This is a genomic window from Methylobacterium tarhaniae, assembly GCF_001043955.1.
Classification (GTDB): Bacteria; Pseudomonadota; Alphaproteobacteria; order Rhizobiales; family Beijerinckiaceae; genus Methylobacterium; species Methylobacterium tarhaniae.
The window spans coordinates 20,514-41,697 of record NZ_LABZ01000168.1 but is presented as its reverse complement, the minus strand read 5'-3'; the positions used below and the strand labels follow the sequence as shown (position 1 = coordinate 41,697).

The 21,184-nt window shown below is 70.4% G+C and carries 17 protein-coding genes and 4 tRNA genes; 18 read left to right on the top strand and 3 right to left on the bottom strand.

The features are described from left to right. The 4 genes from VQ03_RS22235 to VQ03_RS22220 form a co-directional block, all read left to right on the top strand. Positions 1-1,076, top strand: a 1,076-nt coding sequence (locus VQ03_RS22235) for an efflux RND transporter periplasmic adaptor subunit (RefSeq protein ID WP_048453087.1), incomplete at its 5' end; no start/stop codon positions are given. Between the two features lie 42 nt (positions 1,077-1,118). Next, positions 1,119-4,220 (top strand): efflux RND transporter permease subunit, encoded by a 3,102-nt coding sequence (locus tag VQ03_RS22230; protein WP_048453086.1) that lies wholly within the window; start codon positions 1,119-1,121, stop codon positions 4,218-4,220. Between the two features lie 94 nt (positions 4,221-4,314). After that, positions 4,315-4,803 (top strand): GNAT family N-acetyltransferase, encoded by a 489-nt coding sequence (locus VQ03_RS22225; RefSeq protein WP_048453085.1) that lies wholly within the window; start codon positions 4,315-4,317, stop codon positions 4,801-4,803. A gap of 196 nt (positions 4,804-4,999) precedes the next feature. Beyond that, on the top strand, positions 5,000-5,203 hold the full coding sequence (locus tag VQ03_RS22220; protein WP_048453084.1) for a hypothetical protein: 204 nt from the start codon (positions 5,000-5,002) through the stop codon (positions 5,201-5,203). Positions 5,204-5,435: 232 nt separating this feature from the next. Here VQ03_RS22220 and trpE read toward each other — a convergent pair whose 3' ends face one another. Beyond that, positions 5,436-6,950 carry an anthranilate synthase component I gene (trpE, locus tag VQ03_RS22215; RefSeq protein ID WP_048453083.1) on the bottom strand — a complete coding sequence of 505 codons (1,515 nt, stop codon included), beginning with the start codon at positions 6,948-6,950 and terminating at the stop codon, positions 5,436-5,438. 4 nt (positions 6,951-6,954) lie between these two features. Continuing rightward, positions 6,955-8,859: a peptidylprolyl isomerase gene (locus VQ03_RS22210; protein WP_048453082.1), complete on the bottom strand. Its 1,905-nt coding sequence runs from the start codon at positions 8,857-8,859 to the stop codon at positions 6,955-6,957. Between the two features lie 163 nt (positions 8,860-9,022). Between VQ03_RS22210 and tpiA the strand changes: the two genes are divergently transcribed. Beyond that, complete coding sequence (gene tpiA, locus VQ03_RS22205; protein WP_048453081.1) at positions 9,023-9,784, top strand: triose-phosphate isomerase; 762 nt, start codon at positions 9,023-9,025, stop codon at positions 9,782-9,784. Positions 9,785-10,063: 279 nt separating this feature from the next. Here the strand turns inward: tpiA and VQ03_RS22200 are convergent. Continuing rightward, positions 10,064-10,139: transfer RNA gene (locus tag VQ03_RS22200), tRNA-Val, on the bottom strand. A gap of 235 nt (positions 10,140-10,374) precedes the next feature. On the opposite strand from VQ03_RS22200, the gene VQ03_RS22195 reads away from it, so the two are divergent. The 13 genes from VQ03_RS22195 to nuoG all read left to right on the top strand — a co-directional run bounded on the left by VQ03_RS22195 (position 10,375) and on the right by nuoG (position 21,175). Next, positions 10,375-10,451: transfer RNA gene (locus VQ03_RS22195), tRNA-Asp, on the top strand. Positions 10,452-10,495: 44 nt separating this feature from the next. Further along, positions 10,496-10,572: transfer RNA gene (locus VQ03_RS22190), tRNA-Asp, on the top strand. Positions 10,573-10,630: 58 nt separating this feature from the next. Further along, positions 10,631-10,707: transfer RNA gene (locus VQ03_RS22185), tRNA-Asp, on the top strand. 157 nt (positions 10,708-10,864) lie between these two features. Next, positions 10,865-12,526, top strand: coding sequence for a methyl-accepting chemotaxis protein (locus VQ03_RS22180; protein ID WP_245292167.1), 1,662 nt, complete (start codon positions 10,865-10,867; stop codon positions 12,524-12,526). Positions 12,527-12,616: 90 nt separating this feature from the next. Next, positions 12,617-13,171, top strand: a complete 555-nt coding sequence (locus tag VQ03_RS22175) for a CAP domain-containing protein (protein WP_083468152.1) — start codon at positions 12,617-12,619, stop codon at positions 13,169-13,171. A 316-nt stretch (positions 13,172-13,487) separates the two neighbouring features. Continuing rightward, a complete protein-coding gene (locus VQ03_RS22170; protein ID WP_048453080.1) occupies positions 13,488-13,853 on the top strand; it encodes an NADH-quinone oxidoreductase subunit A in 366 nt (121 codons plus the stop codon). 62 nt (positions 13,854-13,915) lie between these two features. Beyond that, a complete protein-coding gene (locus VQ03_RS22165; RefSeq protein WP_048453079.1) occupies positions 13,916-14,497 on the top strand; it encodes a NuoB/complex I 20 kDa subunit family protein in 582 nt (193 codons plus the stop codon). A 12-nt stretch (positions 14,498-14,509) separates the two neighbouring features. Further along, a complete protein-coding gene (locus VQ03_RS22160) occupies positions 14,510-15,172 on the top strand; it encodes an NADH-quinone oxidoreductase subunit C (RefSeq protein ID WP_048453078.1) in 663 nt (220 codons plus the stop codon). A 6-nt stretch (positions 15,173-15,178) separates the two neighbouring features. Then, entirely contained in the window at positions 15,179-16,369 is a 1,191-nt protein-coding gene (locus tag VQ03_RS22155) for an NADH-quinone oxidoreductase subunit D (protein ID WP_048453077.1), read from the top strand. A 38-nt stretch (positions 16,370-16,407) separates the two neighbouring features. After that, positions 16,408-17,517: an NADH-quinone oxidoreductase subunit NuoE gene (nuoE, locus tag VQ03_RS22150; RefSeq protein WP_048453076.1), complete on the top strand. Its 1,110-nt coding sequence runs from the start codon at positions 16,408-16,410 to the stop codon at positions 17,515-17,517. 50 nt (positions 17,518-17,567) lie between these two features. After that, positions 17,568-18,869 carry an NADH-quinone oxidoreductase subunit NuoF gene (gene nuoF, locus VQ03_RS22145; protein ID WP_048453075.1) on the top strand — a complete coding sequence of 434 codons (1,302 nt, stop codon included), beginning with the start codon at positions 17,568-17,570 and terminating at the stop codon, positions 18,867-18,869. Positions 18,870-18,874: 5 nt separating this feature from the next. Beyond that, on the top strand, positions 18,875-19,084 hold the full coding sequence (locus VQ03_RS22140; protein ID WP_048453074.1) for a hypothetical protein: 210 nt from the start codon (positions 18,875-18,877) through the stop codon (positions 19,082-19,084). 9 nt (positions 19,085-19,093) lie between these two features. Then, positions 19,094-21,175 carry an NADH-quinone oxidoreductase subunit NuoG gene (nuoG, locus tag VQ03_RS22135; RefSeq protein ID WP_048453073.1) on the top strand — a complete coding sequence of 694 codons (2,082 nt, stop codon included), beginning with the start codon at positions 19,094-19,096 and terminating at the stop codon, positions 21,173-21,175. The last annotated feature ends 9 nt before the right edge of the window (positions 21,176-21,184 follow it).

Sequence of the window (21,184 nt, the reverse complement as noted above, 5' to 3'; positions counted from 1 at the left end):
CCGCCGAGCGCGAGATCGTCGAGCGCGCCGTCGTCACCGGCACCCTGGTGCCGCGGGACGAGATCCTGGTCTCGCCGGAGATCGAGGGAAGCCGCATCACCGAATTGCTGGTGGAGGAGGGCGACCGGGTCGCCAAGGGCGCGGTGCTGGCGCGCCTCTCCCGCGAGATGATCGACACCCAGCTCGCCCAGAACGCCGCCGCCATCGCCCGGGCGGAGGGAGCGGTGGCGCAGGCACGCAGCTCCATCGTGCAGGCCGAAGCCGCGCAGGTCGAGGCGAGCCTGTCCCTGGAGCGCGCCCAGAGCCTGGCGAAGTCCGGCAACGCCACCGCGGCGGTGCTGGAGCAGCGGGAATCGGCCGCCAAGGGGGCGGAGGGCCGGCTGTCGGCCGCCCGCAACGGGCTGGCCATCGCGCAGGCCGACCTCGCCCAGGCGCGGGCGCAGCGCAGCGAGCTCGAGCTGAAGCTCGCCCGCACCGAGATCCGCGCGCCGGAGGGCGGCATCGTCAGCCGCCGCACCGCCCGGGTCGGCGCCACGGCCTCCGCTTCGGCCGAACCGCTCTTTCGGCTGATCGCCCGCGGCGAGATCGAGCTGGAGGGCGAGGTGCCGGAGACCGGCCTCGCGCGCCTGCGCGCCGGCGCCCCGGCGAGCCTCGACCTCGACACCACGGACGGGCCGGTCGCGGTCTCGGGGAAGGTCCGGGTGGTCTATCCGGAGATCGACCGGGCGACGCGGCTGGGCAAGGTCCGCATCAAGCTCGAGGCCGATCCGTGCCTGCGCATCGGCGCCTTCGCCCGCGGCGCGGTCGAGGCGGCGCGGCGCACCGGCGTCGCGGTGCCGCTCGCCTCGGTGGTCTACGGCCCGTCGGGCCCGACCGTGCTGGTGGTCTCCGGCGATCGGGTCGAGCTGCGCACGATCCGCACCGGCCTCTCGGCCGGCGGCTTCATCGAGGCCCGCGACGGGGTGAAGGCCGGCGAGGCCGTGGTGGCCCGGGCCGGCAGCTTCCTGCGCGACGGCGACCGGGTGCGCCCGATCTACCCCGCCCTGCCGGCGACCGCCGAGGCCGGGCGTCCCTGACGCCTCCTCTCGTCCCTCTCCTGTCCTGAACGGGCCCGCTCGATGCGCCTGAACGTCTCCGCCTGGGCGATCCGCAAGCCGATCCCCTCGATCGTGCTCTTCCTGGTGCTCGGGCTACTCGGGCTCGTGAGCTTCCGCAGCCTGCCGATCACCCGCTTCCCCAACATCGACATCCCGATCGTCTCGGTGACGGTGACGCAGGCCGGCGCCGCGCCGAGCGAGCTGCAGACCCAGGTCACCAAATGGGTCGAGGATGCGGTGGCGGGGGTGAAGGGCGTCAAGCACATCATCTCGTCGATCACCGAGGGCACCTCGACGACGACGATCGAGTTCCGCCTGGAAGTGAACACCGACCGGGCGGTCAACGACGTCAAGGACGCGATCGCCAAGATCCGGATGAACCTGCCCCGGACGATCGACGAGCCGATCATCACCCGGGTCGAGATCGCCGGCCTGCCGATCATGGTCTACGGCGCCTCGGCGCCCGCGATGACGCCCGAGGACCTGTCCTGGTTCGTCGACGACGTGGTGGCGCGCCAGATCCAGGGCCTGCGCGGCGTCGGCGGCGTCGAGCGCCTGGGCGGCGTCGCCCGCGAGGTGCGGGTGACCCTCAAGCCCGACCGGCTGCTGGCCTTGGGCATCACCGCCGCCGACGTGAACCGGCAATTGCGCCTGACCTCCGCCGACATGGCCGGCGGCCGGGCCGAGGTCGGCGGCCAGGAGCAGTCGATCCGCACGCTCGCCGCCTCCTCGAACCTCGACACCCTCGCTTCGACCTCGATCGTGCTGCCGGGCGGGCGCAAGGTGCGCCTCGACGACCTCGCCACCTTGAGCGACGGGGCGGAGGAGCCGCGCACCTTCGCGCGCCTCGACGGTCAGCCGGTGGTCGCCTTCGCCATCTCGCGCGCCACCGGCGCCAGCGACGCCGCGGTGGGCGAGGTGGTGGCGAAGAAGATCGAGGACTTCGCCAAGGCCTATCCGGGCGTGCGCTTCGACCGGATCGATAGTTCGGTCACCAACACCATCGGCAACTACGAATCCGCCATGCACAGCCTGATGGAGGGCGCGGCCCTCGCGGTGCTGGTGGTGTTCCTGTTCCTGCGCGACTGGCGCGCGACGCTGATCGCCGCGGTGGCTTTGCCGCTCTCGGTCTTCCCGACCTTCTGGGCGATGAGCGCGATGGGCTTCTCGCTCAACGCCGTGAGCCTGCTGGCCATCACGCTCGTCACCGGGATCCTGGTCGACGACGCGATCGTGGAGATCGAGAACATCGTCCGCCACATGCGGATGGGCAAGTCGCCCTACCGTGCCGCGATCGAGGGCGCGGACGAGATCGGCCTGGCGGTCATCGCCATCACCGCGACCCTGATCGCGATCTTCGCCCCCGTGTCGTTCATGGGCGGCATCGCCGGCCAGTACTTCAAGCAGTTCGGCCTCACCATCGCGGCCGCTGTGTTCATGTCGCTGCTGGTGGCCCGCCTCATCACCCCGATGATGGCGGCCTATTTCCTGCGCGACCACGGCCACCACGAGGAGCGCGAGGGCCCGGTGATGCGGGTCTACAACCGGGTCGTGCTGTGGTCGGTGCGGCACAAATACGTGACCCTGGTCGTCGGCCTCGCGCTCTTCGCCGCCTCCATCCTGTCCACCAGCCTCCTGCCCGCCGGCTTCCTGCCGAAGGAGGACGCCGCCCGCACCCTGATGGTGGTGGAGCTGCCCCCGGGCGCGCGGCTCGACGACACGATCGCGGTCACCGACCGGATCGCCCAGCGCATCCGCACCCTGCCGGAAGTGAAGTCCGTCTTCGTCGATGGCGGCCGCCAGCTGCCGGGCAAGAAGGAGGTGCGGCTCGCCACCTTCACCATCAACCTGACGCCGAAGAACGCCCGGGTGCGCAAGCAGGCCGACGTGGAAGCGGCGATCATGGACCTGATGCGCGACGAGGCGGACGTGCGCTACTGGTCCCTGCGCGAGGGCGGCCAGCGCGACTTCACCCTGATCGTCGCCGGCAGCGACACCGCCCAGGTGACCGACGTGGCGGAAAAGATGCAGCGCGAGGTCGCGGCCCTGCCGAACCTCGTCAACGTGATGTCGACCGCGCCCCTCGACCGGACCGAGGTGCGCATCCGCCCGAAGGCCGGCGTCGCCGCCGATCTCGGCGTCTCGACCGACACCATCGCCGAGACGGTGCGCGTCGGCACGATCGGCGACATCGGCCAGAACCTCGCCAAGTTCAACGCCACCGACCGGCAGATCCCGATCCGGGTCCAGCTGCCGACGACCTTGCGCGGCGACCTCCCGGCCCTGGAGAGCCTGAAGGTGCCGGCGAAGAACGGGGCGTCGGTGCCGCTCTCGGCGGTGGCCGATATCAGCCTCGGCCGCGGGCCGACCGCGATCGACCGCTACGACCGGGCGGTGCGCGTGGCGCTGGAGGCCAACATGCAGGGCTCGGACGCGCTCGGCGAGCAGATCAAGCTCGCGATGAACACCCCCACCGCCCGCAACCTGCCGCCCGGCATCTCACTCCGCCAGACCGGCGACGCCGAGGTGATGGGTGAGGTGTTCGAGGGCTTCGCGCTGGCGATGGGCGCCGGGCTGATGATGGTGCTGGGCGTCCTGATCCTGCTCTTCGCCTCGTTCTTCCAGCCCCTGACCATCCTGTTCTCGCTGCCGCTCTCGATCGGCGGCGCGATCCTCGGCCTCCTGATCTTCAACCGGCCGATCTCGATGCCCGTGGTGATCGGCATCCTGATGCTGATGGGCGTGGTGACCAAGAACGCGATCATGCTGGTCGATTTCGCCGTCGAGGAGATGGCCCGCGGCGTCGACCGCGTCACCGCCATCACCCAGGCCGGCGCCAAGCGCGCCCGGCCGATCGTGATGACGACGATCGCCATGGCGGCCGGCATGGTGCCGAGCGCGATGGCCTTCGGCATCGGCGGCGAGTTCCGCTCGCCGATGGCGATCGCGGTGATCTCGGGCCTGATCGTCTCGACCCTGCTCTCGCTGCTCTTCGTGCCGGCGATCTTCCTGCTGATGGACGACCTGTCGCGCCTGATGGGCCGGCTGTTCGGGCGGTTCGTGGGCGCCGTCGACGAGCCGCCGGGGCATGACGCGGCCCACCGGCCGGCGGCGGCGGAATAGGGGAGGCTTGATCGCGCCCGGATCGTCGTGGGACAAGTCGTGACGCTGCCGCAAGGACATCCGACCGACGGTCTTCCAGGACAAAGATGCGCCGATGACCACGCCTCCCCATCCCGCCACGGTGGCGACCATCCGCCAGGAGGATCCAGCGCAACCGGAGATCGTCGCCCTGCTCCGCAACGGCGAGGCCGCTTCGGCGGCGCTCTATCCCGCCGAGAGCAACCATCACCTGTCGCTCGAGGGGTTGCGCGAAGCGAACGTGACCTTCCTCGTCGCGCGCGATGCCGAGGGCCGGGCGGTCGCGACCGGTGCCCTGGTCGCGCATGGCGGCTGGGCCGAGATCAAGCGGATCTGGGTCGAGGAGCACGCCCGGGGACGGGGCCTCTCCCGCCAGGTACTGGACGCGCTGATTGCCGAAGCCGATCGCGCCCGGATCGCCGTCCTGCGCCTGGAGACCGGGATCGTCAGCCACGCCGCGCTCGCCCTCTACGAGAGGACAGGCTTCGTGCGCCGGGGTCCGTTCGCGGATTACGCCGAGGACCCGCTCAGCGTGTTCATGGAGCGCCGGCTGCGCGCCGCGTGACGGGCGGCCGGGCGGCCCAGGCATCTCGCGCTGCCGTGCATCGTGGTTCGGCGATCGAGATCGAGGCAACTCTCACGCGCACCGATCCGATAGGCAAGCAGTCGGCTGCTCAAGGAGCCCGCATCATGAACGAACTTTAACGCAACCGGCCTGAAGACATACAGGTTGACAGGTCTCTGACCGAGAGGAAGAGGCCATGATCAAGCCCCTGATGTCCGCCGCTGTGTGCGCCGCCTGCCTGCTGTCGGTGACGCCGGTCTTCGCCGCCGAGAACACCATCCCGCAGGGCAGGCGAGATGAGATGTCTCAGAAATACACCGAGAACCAGATCAAGCAGCAGAACAAGGAGAATCGGGAGGCCAACCGGAACGTCGACAGCCTGATCACGAACCGAAAGTAGCAAGGCCTGACCCACCTCCGAGCTCACGACCTCATCCTGAGGTCGCGGGTCGGAAGGATCCGGACGAGGCCGGGCTGGGGTCTCGACAGGAGGAAACTGATATACCGCAGCGCCTTCGAACAGACTTGCTCGAAGGCGCTGGCCAAGCCCGAAGGGGTCTGCGCCGCAGGCGCCCGGCGCCGATGCGCCGAACGCTGATGCATCGACGTGGCGATGCATCAGCGCGCGGGTATTACTGCCCCCGCCGCGCCTGCGCGGCGAAGCGCACCGCTTCTTCCGCGGCGCGGAACAGGGCCTTGGCCTTGTTGACGCATTCCTGCTGCTCGGAGGCCGGATCCGAATCGTGCACGATGCCGGCGCCGGCCTGGACGTGCATCCGGCCATCCTTGACGATGGCGGTGCGCAGGACGATGCAGGTATCCATCTGGCCATCGGCGCCGAAATAGCCGATGCAGCCGCCATACGGCCCGCGCTTCTCGCGCTCCAGTTCGTCGATGATCTGCATCGCCCGCACCTTCGGGGCGCCCGAGACCGTGCCGGCGGGGAATCCCGCCGCCAGGGCCGAGAGGGCGTCGTGCCGGGGATCGAGGCGGCCCTCGACATTCGACACGATGTGCATGACCTGGCTGTAGAATTCGAGGAAGAACGAATCCGTCACCCGCACGCTGCCGATCTCGGCGACGCGTCCGACATCGTTGCGGCCGAGATCGAGCAGCATCAGGTGCTCGGACCGCTCCTTGGGGTCGGCCAGCAGTTCCTCGGCGAGAGCCCGGTCCTCCTCCGGCGTCGCGCCGCGGCGGCGGGTGCCGGCGATCGGCCGGATCGTCACCGCGCCGTCGCGCACCCGCACCAGGATCTCCGGCGACGAGCACACGATCTGGAAGGCGCCGAAATCGAGGTAGCACAGGAACGGTGCCGGATTGACCCGGCGCAGGGCCCGGTAGAGCGCCAGGGCGGGGAGGGCGAAGGGCGCCTCGAAGCGCTGCGACAGCACCACCTGGAAGATGTCGCCGGCGGCGATGTACTCCTTGGCCCGCGCCACCATGCCGAGGAAGGCGTCCGGCGCGATGTTCGAGACCTGCGCGGGCGCCGGGATCTCGGTCGGGTTCTGCCGCGCCTCGACCGGAAGCGGGCCTTCGAGGGCGTCGGCGGCGCTCTCCAGCCGCGCAAGTGCGGCCTCGTAGGCGGTCCGGGCGGACAGGCCGGCGATGGGCCGGATCGGCGCCACCAGGGCGATCTCGTCGCGCACGGCGTCGAAGATCACCATCACGGTCGGGCGGACCAGGATCGCGTCCGGCACGCCGATCGGGTCGGGATGGGGCGCGTCGAGCCGCTCCATCTCCCGGACCATGTCGTAGCCGAGATAGCCGAACAGGCCCGCCGCCATCGGGGGCAGGCCGGGCTCGGGGTCGATCGCGCTCGCGGCGATGAGCGCCCGCAGGCTGTCGAGGGGCGCTGAATCCTCAGGGTGGAAGGCCGCGAGGTCGGATGCCACGGCGCGCTCGGCCCGGCCGTTCGCGCAGCGCCAGATCAGGTCGGGATCGAGGCCGATCATCGAGTAGCGGCCGCGCACGGCGCCGCCCTCGACCGATTCGAGCAGGAAGGCCGCGCCCTCGCGGCCGGCCTTGAGCTTCAGGAAGGCGGCGACCGGCGTCTCGAGGTCGGCCACCAGGGTGGCGCGCAGGAGGACCGGGCGGCCCGATTCATAGGCCGCGGCGGCGGCCTCTCGTGAGGGCGCGACGAGCACGGGATCAGTACTCGCCGCCGATGGCGCGGCGGAACGCGCCCTCGTTGACCGAGATGCCGGCCTGCTTCTGCACGTCGGCGATGTACTCGGCGAGGATGTCGTCGGCGAGCGCCGTGCGGTACTGCTGCTCCACCGCGACCGCGGCGGGCGCGCTCGGCACGAAGGCCGGCACCGTGGCGGCGGTGACCCGGAACACCACCCGGGCGGTCTCCTCGCCGGCGGCGGTGCCGGACTTGCCCACCGGCGTCGTGAAGAGGCGGGCGACGCTCTCGGTGGAGAGGCCGTCGCGGCCGCGGCCGCGGGCGATGTCGGTGGCGGTCTTCGCCTCCTGGCCGAGGGACTTCGCCACCTCCTCGATCGCCTCGCCCTTGTCGAGCCGCTCGGTCGCCTCGCGGGCCTTGGCGGCGAGGCGGCGCGACACCTCGTCGGCCTTCCACTGCGCCACCACGGCGTCGCGGACCTCCGCCAGCGGCTTGTCGTGGGCCGGATCGATCTTGGCCACGTCATACCAGACATAGCCGCCGGAGCGGGTGCGCAGGGCCTCGTTGTCGGCCCCCATGTCGCTGCGGAAGATCGCCGCGAGCGTCGCATCCTTGTCGGGGATCGCGTCCACCGCCTTGCCCTGGGGATCGCGGCCCTGCGCGTCGACGGCCGGCACGGTGACGAGGGCCAGGCCCTGCTCGCGGGCGATGTCGGCGAGCGGCTTGGCGCCGGCGCGCTGGTCCTCGATCGCGTCGTGGACCTTCTCGAGCCCGTCCCGGGCCTTCTCGAGGGCGATCTCCTGGCGGACCTCGCCGGCCACCTCCTCGAAGGGCTTGCGGGCGCCGGGCTGCACCGCCGTCACCCGCAGCAGCACCGTGCCGAAGCGGCCCTTGACCGGCTCGCTCACCGCGTTCGGCTCGGCCGCGAAGGCGGCGTCGGCGACGGCCGGATCGAACAGCTCGGACTTGGCGAAGGTGCCGAGGTCGAGCGCCTTGGCGTCGAGGCCGCGCTCGGTCGCGACCTGGTCGAAGGTGACCGCGCCGCTGCGGATGCGGGCCAGCGCCGCCGCCGCGTCGGCGTCGTTCGGGAACACGATCTGCTGGATCGCGCGCTTCTCGGGCGTGCCGAACCGGCTCTTCTCGGAATCGTAGCGGGCGCGGGCCTCCGCGTCGGTCACGGCATCGGGCTTGGCCAGGGTCGCCGGATCGAGCACGAGCAGGTTGACGCTGCGATACTCGGGCGCCCGGAACGCGCTCTTGCGCTCGTTGTAGAAGGTCGTGACCTCCTCCTCGGTCGGGGCCGGGATCTCCCCGGCCGCCGAATCCGGCAGGGTGAAGTAGGAGACCGCACGCCGCTCGGCGGTGTAGCGGTGGATCGCCTCGCGGGCGGCCAGCGGCACCGGCAGCTCGGCGGTGATCGCATCGGCGAGCTGGAGGCGGGCGGCCACGGCGCGCTGCTCCTGCACGAAGCCCTGCTCGGTCAGGCCGGCCTGGCGCAGGGTATCGCGGAAGGTGTTCACGTCGAAGGCGCCGTTCGGGCCCTTGAAGGCCGGCTCCTCCTGGATCAGCCGCACCACCGCGGCATCGGGGATGCGAAGGCCCAGATCCTTCGTCTTCTGGTCGAGGGAGGCCTCGGTGATGAGCTGGGCCAGGACCTGCCGGTCGAGGCCGAGGGCCTTCGCCTGGTCCGGCGTGATCGGCCGGCGGCTCTGGCGCGACAGGCGCTGGAGCTGGTTCTGGTAGGCGGTGCGCAGGGCCTCGGCCGGGATCTGCGTGCTGCCGACGGTCGCGACCGCGTTGCTGCCGCCGCCGCGGAAGATGTCGCCGATGCCGAAGATGGCGAGGCCCGCGATCAGGAGGCCGAACACCACCGTCACCACGATCTTGCCGAGCCAGCTCTGGCTGGCGGCGCGGAACCCCTGGAGCATCGCGATCCTCAAAAACCCGCAGGGCATCGCCCGCGAGGGGATGCCCGGATCCGGCCGCGATACCGCATAAGCGCCGCAAGGCAAAGAGCGACGCCCCACCGGTTTGCCGCCCGGCGGCGGACCTGTTACCCGGCGACGCTTGTCGAACGATCGGGGGAGACACATGACGACCGAACGGCCGCGCCCGCTGGTGGCGGGAAACTGGAAGATGAACGGCCTCTCGGCCTCGCTGAAGGTGGCCGAGGCGGTCCGCGACGGCCTCGAGCCCGGCCTGGCGGAGCGGATCGACGTGCTGGTCTGCCCGCCCGCGACCCTGGTCGGGGCGATGGCTGCCGCCTTGAAGGGCTCGCCCGTCCAGGTCGGCGGCCAGGACGTGCATGCCGAGGCGAGCGGCGCCTATACGGGCAACGTCTCGGCCGAGATGCTGGCGGATCTGGGCGCGCGCTACACCATCGTCGGCCATTCCGAGCGCCGGGCCTACCACCACGAGAGCGACGCCGACATCCGCGCCAAGGCGCTCGCCGCCCGCCGGGCCGGGCTCGTGGCGATCATCTGCGTCGGCGAGACCCGCGAGGAGCGCGAGGCCGGCCGGACGCTTGAGATCGTGCGCGGCCAGCTCGCCGGCTCCCTGCCCGACGGCGCCGACGCCGCCGACACGGTGATCGCCTACGAGCCGGTCTGGGCGATCGGCACCGGGTTGACCCCGACGGTCGACGACGTCGCCGAGGTGCACGCCCTGATCCGGACGGAGCTCGAGGCGCGGCTCGGCGCGGAGGGCGCGAAGGTGCGGATCCTCTATGGCGGTTCGGTGAAGCCCTCGAACGCCGCCGAGCTGATGGGTGTCGCCAATGTCGACGGCGCGCTGGTCGGCGGGGCGAGCCTCAAGGCCGAGGACTTCCTGGGCATCGCGGCGGCGTATCGCTGAACCGACCACCGACGAGATCCCGGGGGGCGGCTCGAAGCGACCCGGGATCCGACGCTGCCGGGAGAGCACCGCGCTCTCGGCAGAGAGATCCCACGCTCCATCGCCACTCCGGGGCCGGGCAGCGGGATCCGGGAACGCGGAAGCCTTCCGATCGAGCCGAACGGGCTCGGGGCTCCGCGTCGCGGCGAGACAGCGGCTTCGGGAGCCTGGGAGAAGGGAACCGCCGGGCGGCTCGACAGGGCCTGCCTGAACGGGCGGACGACCTGTGACGCAAATCCCTGGTGGGCGGTGACGGGCTCGAACCGCCGACCCTCTCGGTGTAAACGAGATGCTCTACCAACTGAGCTAACCGCCCGGGCACGGGCATCGTTAAGGGGCCTCGGCCGCGAGTGCAAGGCTTCGTGCATCCGCAAGGCTTCCAGTCTCGCGTCGCGTGCGCGAGAGGGGACGGGGACGGGGACTGGGACGGGCCGCCGTCCCCGGCCAGGAGGCGCTGTCCCGCACCCCCTCCCGACTTTCTTGAGCCGGCGGCTTGACAGGGTGGGGGCCTCCCCATACACCGCGGCCATCGCAGCACTGCGAGACGCCGGGCGGACGTAGCTCAGTCGGTTAGAGTGCCGGCCTGTCACGCCGGAGGTCGCGGGTTCGAGCCCCGTCGTCCGCGCCACTTCCTTCATCGGAAAGGCGTTTCTGTAGTGCATAGCGCCCTGTGCGGACGTAGCTCAGTCGGTTAGAGTGCCGGCCTGTCACGCCGGAGGTCGCGGGTTCGAGCCCCGTCGTCCGCGCCACTTCCTCGCCCCGAGGAAGGGCAGCCGTAAGGCAGCAGGGTTCATGCGAGCGCGCCGCGCGGGCGTAGCTCAGTTGGTTAGAGTGCCGGCCTGTCACGCCGGAGGTCGCGGGTTCGAGCCCCGTCGCCCGCGCCACTCACCGCAGATCCTTCTACACTTCGACACCGCTGGGCGAAATTCAGTCGATTCGCGCCACGATTCGATCTGACGCTAAGGCAACGTCAAGCATCGCCGTCATAGGGTCTTGCCCGTTATGGGTCGGGGATCGATGATGTCTTGGTCGAACATGAGCGTGAGCCGTAAGTTCGCCATCATGATGGCAGTGGCGGTGATCGGCTTCGGGGCCGTGGTGGCCTACGCCCTGCGGGCCAACCACGACAGCCTGATGGCCGAGCGGGTGGCCAAGATGCGCGCCCTCTCCGACATGGCGCTCGCCGCCGCCACGCAGCTCGAAGGGCAGGTGAAGGCCGGCGCGATCACCCGCGAGACCGCCATGGCGCAGTTCTCCGCCCGCGCCAACGACATGCGCTACGAGGGCGACAACTACATCGCGGTCTACGACTTCGCCGGCACCGCCCTGGTGATCCCGCCCAAGCCCGAATGGGTCGGCAAGGACATGAGCGGCCTGAAGGACGCCGGCGGCATGCTCCTCGTCAAGGCCATCACCGACATCGCCCGGTCCGGCATGCCCGGCACCCTGCGCTACCTGTTCACCCGCCCGGGCGGCACCGCCCATGTTCCGAAGCTCAGCTACATCCAGGGCTTCGCGCCGTGGAAGCTCGCGATCTTCACCGGCGTCTACGTCGACGACATCGACGCGGCGTTCTGGCATCACGCCCTGTGGCTGTGCGTCATCGCGGGCGCGGCCCTCGTCGGCGTCGGCCTCTTCGGCATCCTCGGATGGCGCTCGATCGTCGGAGGCCTGGAAGACCTGAGCGGCTCCACCGCCGCCCTCGCGCAGGGGCGCTACGACCTCGCGGTCCCCGGCACCAGGAGGCGCGACGAGATCGGCGGGATCGCCCGTGCCATCGACGGCTTCCGGGTCGTCCTCATGGAGCGCGAGGCCCTGGCGGCGGAGCGCGATGCCAGCGAGGCGCAGGCCCGCCGGGCCGCGCAGATGAGCCAGGAGGTCCGGAATTTCGAGAGCAAGGTGGCGGACGTGCTGGCGCAGGTCGATGCCGCGGCGCAAGATCTCGACGCGACGGCCCGGGCGATGTCCGGCACCGCCGCCGAGGCCGCGAACCGCGCCGGCACCGCCGCGACGTCGGCCGCCGTGGCCTCGCGCGAAGCGGGGGGACTCGCGGAGGCCGCCGAGGGCCTCGGCCAATCCATCGCCACGGTCGGCGCGGATGTCCGCGAGGCGGCCGCCATGGCGCAGGACGCGGTGACCGGGACCGACCGCACCGCCGCGGTGATGCAGAGCCTCAACGATGCCGCCGCCCGCATCGGCAACGTGGTTTCGGTGATCGCGGGCGTCGCCTCGCAGACCAATCTCCTGGCGCTGAACGCGACGATCGAGGCGGCGCGCGCCGGCGAGGCGGGCCGCGGCTTCGCGGTCGTCGCGGCGGAGGTCAAGCAGCTCGCCGGCCAGACCGACCGGGCGACGCAGGAAATCTCGGCCCAGGTCGCGGCGATCCAGGACACCACCCGTCAGGCGACCGCCGCCATGAGCGAGGTCGCCACGCAGGCGCGCGCCATCAGCGGCGTCTCGGCGCGGGTCGCCGCCGCGGTCGAGGCCCAGGTCGGCGCGACGCAGGCGATCGTCCGCAGCGTCGCCGAGGCCGCCTCGGGCACGGCGGAAGTGAGCGGCTCGGTCGAGGGGCTGGCCCTCGACGCCGAGGCCACCGGGGAAGCCGCCCGGCACGTGCTCGCCGCCGCCGACACCGTCGCGCAGCAATCGGCGAGCATCGGCGCCGAGGTGAATCGCTTCCTCGCCACGCTGCGGGCCGCCTGAGGGCGGCGAAACCGCCCCGAAAATCTCCACAATCGCCCCACAGGTGGCGCCTTCGCGCAAGGCGCCGCTTGTCCAGGGCTGAGAAAGACGATGTCGCATCCGTTCCGTTCGACGGTTCTCGCCTCCCGCGTGGCGCGGACCCCGTGGCGCGGCCATGCGAAAGCCCTTCTTGCCGGCGCCCTGGTGGCTGGGGCGCTGGCGCTCGCCGGGTGCAGCGGCACGGCGCTGCTGCCGGCCCCCGACCTGCCGACCACGCCGGTGATCCTCGACGAAGCGGCCGCGGCCGCCGCGATCTCGCGCTACCGGGCGAGCCACGGGCTCGGGCCGGTGGCGATCGATTCCTCCCTGATCCGCGCCGCCTCCTACCAGGCCGAGGCCAATGCCCGGGCCGGCCTCCTCTCGCACGAGGTCGGCGGCACCTTCGACGCGCGCCTCAAGCGCGCCGGCTTCGGTGGCCGCTACGCCGCCGAGAATCTCAGCGCCGGCTCGAGTACCTTCGACGAGGTGCTGAAGCGCTGGCAGGTCTCGCCCGAGCACAATCGGAACATGCTGATGCCGCAGGTCAAGCGCGTCGGCATCGCCCGGGTCGACGCACCCGGCAGCCGCTTCAAGCGGTTCTGGGCGCTGATCCTGTCGGACGGCTAGGTTGTCCGACGCCGCACCGCAACAACACGGCCGAGCCCGCGGGAATACCCCGAAGGGGAGGGACCTGCGACGATACTCCCCGCCCGGCCCCGGCTTCCCGGCGTTGTGCGCCGGGGAGGCCACCCTATCTGTCGGATTGACGTTCGCGGTTTGTGCGGTGCGAACGCCCCTTGTTTCGTCATACCCGCTCGTTTAAGCCTCGCGCACCTTCCGGGCTTTGGAACCGTTCCGAGAACGGCCCCGGCGGCCCGCGGCGCGGGCCCGCGCCAAGGCCTGCGCTCACCCAAGGCCTCGCGCCAACCCTTGAGGATGCTCGATGAACGGCCTCCTGTCGGATTACCTGCCGCTGGTGATCTTCATCGGCGTCTCCCTCTTCATCGCCGCGGCGCTCCTCGTGGCCCCCTTCCTGGTGGCCTATAACAGCCCGGACCCGGAGAAGCTCTCGGCCTACGAGTGCGGGTTCAACGCCTTCGACGACGCGCGCATGAAGTTCGACGTGCGCTTCTACCTCGTCGCCATCCTGTTCATCATCTTCGACCTCGAAGTGGCCTTCCTGTTCCCGTGGGCGATCACGTTCGGGGACCTCGGCTGGTTCGGCTTCTGGTCGATGATGCTCTTTCTCGGCGTGCTCACCGTCGGCTTCGTCTACGAGTGGCGCAAGGGCGCCCTCGAGTGGGATTAGTCCGGCGGGACGAGAAGCCGACGCGTAGAGCCGCCCCCGAGACGACAGCACCGGACCCCACCATGGCCCTCACCACCGTCCGCGCCCCCGAGATCGCGCCGCAGCCGAAGGGTATCCTCGACCCGGCCACCGGCAAGCCGATCGGCGCCAACGACCCGACCTTCCTGACGATCAGCGACGAGCTGGCCGATCGCGGCTTCCTGCTCACCACCGCCGACGACCTCATCACCTGGGCCCGCACCGGCTCGCTGATGTGGATGACCTTCGGCCTGGCCTGCTGCGCCGTCGAGATGATGCAGATGTCGATGCCGCGCTACGATTGCGAGCGCTTCGGCTTCGCGCCGCGCGGCTCGCCGCGCCAGTCCGACGTGATGATCGTCGCCGGCACGCTCACCAACAAGATGGCCCCCGCGCTCCGCAAGGTCTACGACCAGATGCCGGAGCCGCGCTACGTCATCTCGATGGGCTCCTGCGCCAATGGCGGCGGCTACTACCACTATTCCTACTCGGTGGTGCGCGGCTGCGATCGGGTGGTCCCGGTGGACATCTACGTCCCGGGCTGCCCGCCGACCGCCGAGGCTTTGCTCTACGGCGTGCTGCTGCTGCAGAAGAAGATCCGCCGCACCGGCACCATCGAGCGCTGAGGCGGGGATCCCATGAGCAACGGCATCACCATCCGGGCCCATACCCAGAGCGAGCAGGGCGACGCGGCCCTCCAGTCGCTCTCCGACGCGCTCGCCGCGACGCTCGGCGCCGCCATCACCGACCGGGCGATCGCCTTCGGCGAGCTGACCCTGATCGTCGAGGGATCCGAGATCCTGCGGGTGCTCACGCATCTGCGGGACGATCCCGCTTGCGCCTTCTCGACCTTCATCGACATCTGCGGCGCCGATTACCCGGCCCGGCGTAAGCGCTTCGACGTCGTCTACCACCTGCTGTCGATGCGCCATAACCGGCGCATCCGCGTGAAGGTGCAGACCGACGAGCGCACCCCGGTTCCGTCGGCGATCCCGGTCTTCCCGGCCGCGAACTGGTTCGAGCGCGAGACCTACGACCTCTACGGCATCCTGTTCTCGGGTCATCCGGACCTGCGTCGGCTGCTCACCGATTACGGCTTCGAGGGCCACCCCCTCCGCAAGGACTTCCCGCTCACCGGCTTCGTCGAGGTCCGCTACGACCAGGACGAGGCCCGGGTGGTCTACGAGCCCGTGCGACTGACGCAGGAATTCCGCAACTTCGACTTCCTGTCGCCCTGGGAGGGCACCGACTACGTCCTCCCGGGCGACGAGAAGGCCGACAAGGCACCGGCGAAAGGCTGAGCCGACATGGGCGAGCACAGCATCCGCAACTTCTCGATCAATTTCGGCCCGCAGCACCCGGCGGCGCACGGCGTGCTGCGCCTCGTGCTGGAGCTGGACGGCGAGGTGGTCGAGCGGGTCGACCCGCATATCGGCCTGCTCCATCGCGGCACCGAGAAGCTGATCGAGGTCAAGACCTACCTCCAGGCGACGCCCTATTTCGACCGGCTCGACTACGTCGCGCCGATGAACCAGGAGCACGCCTTCTGCCTCGGCATCGAGCGCCTGCTCGGCATCGAGGTGCCGCGCCGCGCCAAGCTGATCCGCACGCTCTATTGCGAGATCGGCCGGTTGCTGTCGCACCTCCTCAACGTCACCACGCAGGCGATGGACGTCGGCGCCCTCACGCCCCCGCTCTGGGGCTTCGAGGAGCGCGAGAAGCTGATGATCTTCTACGAGCGCGCCTCGGGTGCTCGTCTCCACGCCAACTACTTCCGGCCGGGTGGCGTCCACCAGGACCTGCCGCCGAGCCTGATCGACGACATCGAGGCGTTCTGCGAGACCTTCCCGCAGGTGGTCGACGACCTCGACAGCCTCGTGATGGGCAACCGCATCTTCAAGCAGCGCAACGTCGATATCGGCATCGTGTCGGTCGAGGAAGCGCTGGCCTGGGGCTTCTCGGGCGTGATGGTGCGCGGCTCCGGCATCCCGTGGGACCTGCGCAAGTCGCAGCCCTACGAGGCCTACGACGAGATGGAATTCGACATCCCCGTGGGGAAGAACGGCGACACCTACGATCGCCAGGTCATCCGCATGGAGGAGATGCGCCAGTCGGTGCGCATCATGAAGCAGTGCATCGCCAAGCTGCGCGAGCCGGCCGGCCAGGGGCCGATCGCCACGCAGGACGGCAAGGTGGCACCGCCGCCGCGGCGCGAGATGAAGCGCTCGATGGAAGCGCTCATTCACCACTTCAAGCTCTACACCGAGGGATTCCACGTCCCGGCCGGCGAGGTCTACGCCGCGGTCGAGGCGCCCAAGGGCGAGTTCGGCGTCTATCTCGTCGCCGATGGGACCAACAAGCCGTATCGCTGCAAGATCCGCGCTCCGGGCTTCGCCCATCTCCAGGCGATGGACTGGATGTGCCGCGGCCACATGCTGGCGGACGTGTCGTGCATCCTCGGCACGCTCGACATCGTGTTCGGTGAGGTGGACCGGTGAGGGGGCTCACGCCTGCACCCGTCGGAGACGTTTGAGACATGGCCAACCGCAGACTCGCCCCCGTATCCGAGCAGCCCGAGAGCTTCGCGTTCACGCCTGAGAACGCCGAGTGGGCCAAGGGGCAGATCGCCAAGTACCCGGAGGGGCGCCAGGCCTCGGCCGTAATCCCGCTCCTGTGGAAGGCGCAGGAGCAGAATGGCGGCTGGCTGCCTCGCGCCGCGATCGAGGCGGTGGCCGACCAGCTCGGCATGCCGCATATCCGCGTGCTGGAGGTCGCGACCTTCTACACGATGTTCGCCCTCGAGCCGGTCGGCCGCTACTGGATCCAGGTCTGCGGCACCGCGCCCTGCGACGTCTGCGGCGCCCGCGAGCTGAAGCAATACCTGCACGAGCGGCTCGGCCCGTCCGGCCATGTCAGCCCGGACGGCAACTTCTCCTGGCTCGAGGTCGAGTGCCTGGGCGCGTGCTGCAACGCCCCGATGGCGCAGATCAACCACGACTATTTCGAGGACCTCACGCCCGAGTCCCTCGGCAAGCTGATGGACGACCTCGCGGCCGGCCGCCCGGTGAAGACCGGCTCCCAGATCGGCCGCGTCTCCTCCGAGCCCAAGGACGCGGTCACGACCCTCACGGACGAGACGCTGTTCGACGGCTCGCGCGTCGGCGCCTGGCGTAAGCGCTTCGAGGAGCAGGGGCGGAAGGAGACCGGCGCCGACACGACCGGCGAGAAGGCCCGGAGCGAGGCTTCGGCCGCCGAGAACCCCAAGGCGGCCCGTCCGGATGCCGGCCGGCCGGTCGAGAGCAAGGCCGCCGACACCCCGGTGCAGCGCGCCGCGGACGGCAAGCCCGCCGTCGACCCGGCGGCCGAGAAGGGCCAGGCGGCGCCCGAGCGCACCACCGTCGCCGTGCCGCGGACCGGCCCGGAAGGCCAGTCCGCACCGCAGAGCGGGCGCTCCTACACCGAGACCCCGTCGAAGCCCGAGGACGGCCGCCCCGTCGCCGGCTCCAAGGGCACCACGCCGGAGGCCGGCGCCGAGCCGGCGAACGCCAAGGCGAAGACCGACGGATCGCAGGCCAAGCCCGTCGGCATCACCCCCGCGGACAAGGCGGCCGACAAGGGCCCGCCCGGCCCGAAGGCGAAGCCGTAAAGCACCCGATATGATGTTCCCCGTCACAGCAGGCCTGTAGGACGATCGCCATGCTCGCCGATCAGGATCGGATCTTCACCAACCTCTACGGTCTCCATTCCCCCGGTCTCGAGGCCGCGAAGAAACGCGGCGCGTGGGACGGCACCAAGTTCCTGCTGCAGCAGGGCCGGGACTGGATCATCGAGGAGATGAAGACATCGGGCCTGCGCGGCCGCGGCGGCGCCGGCTTCCCCACCGGCCTGAAGTGGTCCTTCATGCCGAAGAAGTCGGACGGCCGGCCGCACTACCTTGTGGTGAACGCCGACGAATCCGAGCCCGGCACCTGCAAGGACCGGGAGATCATGCGGCACGATCCGCATCTGCTGATCGAGGGCTGCATGCTGGCCTGCTTCGCCATGGGCGCGCATGCCTGCTACATCTACATCCGCGGCGAGTACGTCGCCGAGAAGCACGCGCTGCAGCGCGCCGTCGACGAGGCCTACGAGGCGCGTCTCGTGGGCCAAAGCAACGTCCACGACTACCCCTTCGACATCTACGTCCATCACGGCGCCGGCGCCTATATCTGCGGCGAGGAGACGGCGCTGATCGAGAGCCTCGAGGGCAAGAAGGGGATGCCGCGGCTCAAGCCGCCGTTCCCGGCCAATATGGGCCTCTACGGCTGCCCGACGACGGTGAACAACGTCGAGTCGATCGCGGTGGCGGGCACCATCCTGCGCCGCGGCGGCGCCTGGTTCGCGGGCCTCGGCCGGCCCGGCAACACCGGCACCAAGCTGTTCTGCATCTCGGGCCACGTCAACAAGCCGTGCAACGTCGAGGAAGAGCTCGGCATCACCTTCCGCGAGCTGATCGACCGCCATTGCGGCGGCATGCGCGGCGGCTGGGACAACCTGCTGTGCTCGATCCCCGGTGGCTCGTCGGTGCCGCTGGTGCCGGCTGCCGAGATCATCGACGCGCCGATGGACTTCGACACGCTGAAGAACCTGAAGTCGGGTCTCGGCACCGCCGCCGTGATGGTGTTCGACAAGTCGACCGACATGGTCGCGACGATCGCCCGGATCGCGTACTTCTACAAGCACGAGTCCTGCGGCCAGTGCACCCCGTGCCGCGAGGGCACCGGCTGGATGTGGCGCGTGATGCTGCGCATGGCGGAAGGACGGGCGCAGAAGCGCGAGATCGACATGCTGCTCGACGTGACGAAGCAGATCGAGGGTCACACGATTTGCGCGCTCGGCGACGCCGCGGCCTGGCCGATCCAGGGCCTGATCCGGCACTTCCGTCCCGAGATCGAGAAGCGCATCGACCGCTACACCGCCAACCCGCACCCGACCCCTGTGCCGATGGCGGCGGAGTAACTGCCATGACCGGCGAACCCGACAACCTGGTTCTGGTCTATCTGAGGCGCATCGACGAGAAGGTCGATCGCCTCATCGATGACGTGAACGACCTGAAGCGGCGGGTTCCCGGCGTCGAAGAGAACCTGGCCGGCGTCCATCGCCGGATCGACCGCCTTGAGCTTCGCGTCGAGCGCATCGAGCGCCGGCTCGATCTCGCCGACGCGACACATTGAGCTGAACCGATGACCAAGATCCTCGTCGACGGCATCGAAGTCGATGTCCCGCCGGACTACACCCTGCTCCAGGCCTGCGAGGTCGCGGGCGCCGAGATCCCGCGCTTCTGCTTCCACGAGCGGCTGTCGATCGCCGGCAATTGCCGCATGTGCCTGGTCGAGCTGAAGGGCGCGCCGAAGCCCGTCGCCTCCTGCGCCTGGGCCGTGCGCGATTGCCGCCCGGGCCCGAACGGCGAGCCGCCGGCGGTGTCGACCAAGTCGGCCCTGACCAAGAAGGCTAGAGAGGGGGTGATGGAGTTCCTCCTCATCAACCACCCGCTCGATTGCCCGATCTGCGACCAGGGCGGCCATTGCGACCTGCAGGACCAGGCGATGGCCTACGGCGTCGATTCGACCCGCTACGGCGAGAACAAGCGCGCCGTCGAGGAGAAATATATCGGCCCGCTGGTGCGGACCGCGATGAACCGCTGCATCCACTGCACCCGCTGCGTCCGCTTCCTGGCGGAAGTCGCCGGCGTGCCGGATCTCGGCGCCATCGGCCGCGGCGAGGACATGGAGATCACCTCCTACCTCGAACGCGCCATGGAGTCGGAGCTGCAGGGCAACGTCGCCGACCTCTGCCCGGTCGGCGCGCTCGTCCACAAGCCGCAATCCTACAACGTCCGCCCCTGGGAGCTGAACAAGACCGAATCCGTCGACGTGATGGATGCGGTCGGCTCGGCGATCCGCGTCGACACCCGCGGCCGCGAGGTGATGCAGATCGAGCCGCGGGTGAACGAGGCGATCAACGAGGAGTGGATCTCCGACAAGACCCGCCACGTCGTGGACGGCCTGCGCCTCCAGCGCCTCGACCGGCCGTACCTGCGCGAGAACGGCCGCCTGCGCCCGGCCTCCTGGGCCGAGGCCTTCGGGGCGATCGCGGCGAAGCTGAAGGGAGCCGATCCGAAGCGCGTCGGCGCGATCGTCGGTGACCTTGCCGGGGTCGAGGAGATCTTCGCCCTCAAGACCTTGATGGCGTCGCTCAAGGTGCAGAACCTGGATTGCCGCCAGGACGGGGCCGCGATCGATCCGGCCTGGGGCCGGGCCGCCTACACCTTCGGGCCGGGCATCGCTGGCATCGAGCAGGCGGACGCGATCCTGGTCGTCGGCGCCAACCCGCGTACCGAGGCCTCGCTCCTCAATGCTCGCATCCGCAAGCGGTGGCGGCTGTCGCCGATCCAGATCGGCGTGATCGGCGAGGATGCGGACCTCACCTATCCCCACACCTATCTCGGCGCCGGCCCCGAGACGCTGGCCGAGGTCGCCTCCGGCCGTCACAGCTTCGCCGAGGCGCTGAAGAACGCCGAGCGGCCGCTCGTCATCGTCGGCCAGGCCGCGCTCGCGCGGCCGGACGGCGCGGCGCTCCTCGCCGCGGTCGCCAAGCTGGTCCAGGGGCTCGGGCCCAAGGCCGAGGGCTGGAACGGCCTCGGCGTGCTGCACAACGCGGCTTCCCGCGTCGGCGCCCTCGATCTCGGCTTCGTGCCGGGGGAGGGCGGCCTGACCTTCGCCGAGATGACGAAGGCCGGCGCCCTCGACGTGCTGTTCAACCTCGGCGCCGACGAGGTCGAGGTCGGTCCCGGCGCCTTCGTGGTCTACCAGGGCACCCACGGCGACAAGGGCGCCCACCGCGCCGACGTGATCCTGCCGGGCGCCGCCTATACCGAGAAGTCGGCGACCTACGTCAACCTCGAAGGCCGGGTGCAGCTCGCCAACCGGGCCGCCTTCCCGCCGGGGGATGCCCGCGAGGATTGGGCGATCCTGCGCGCCCTGTCGGACGTGCTGGGCACCCGCCTTCCGTTCGACTCGCTCAACGCGCTCCGCAAGGCGCTCTACACCGCGCATCCCCACTTCGCCGGCATCGACCAGGTGGCGGCGTCCGACGCTGCGGCTGCACTGGCGAACCTCGCGGGCCTGTCGGGCGAGCCCGGCCGCGAGCCGTTCCGCGCGGCCGTCGCGGATTTCTATCTGACCAACCCGATCGCCCGCGCCTCGCGGGTGCTCGCCGAGTGCTCGGGTCTCGCCCGCGGGCGGGCCCTCGAAGCGGCCGAATGAGGAGCGCCG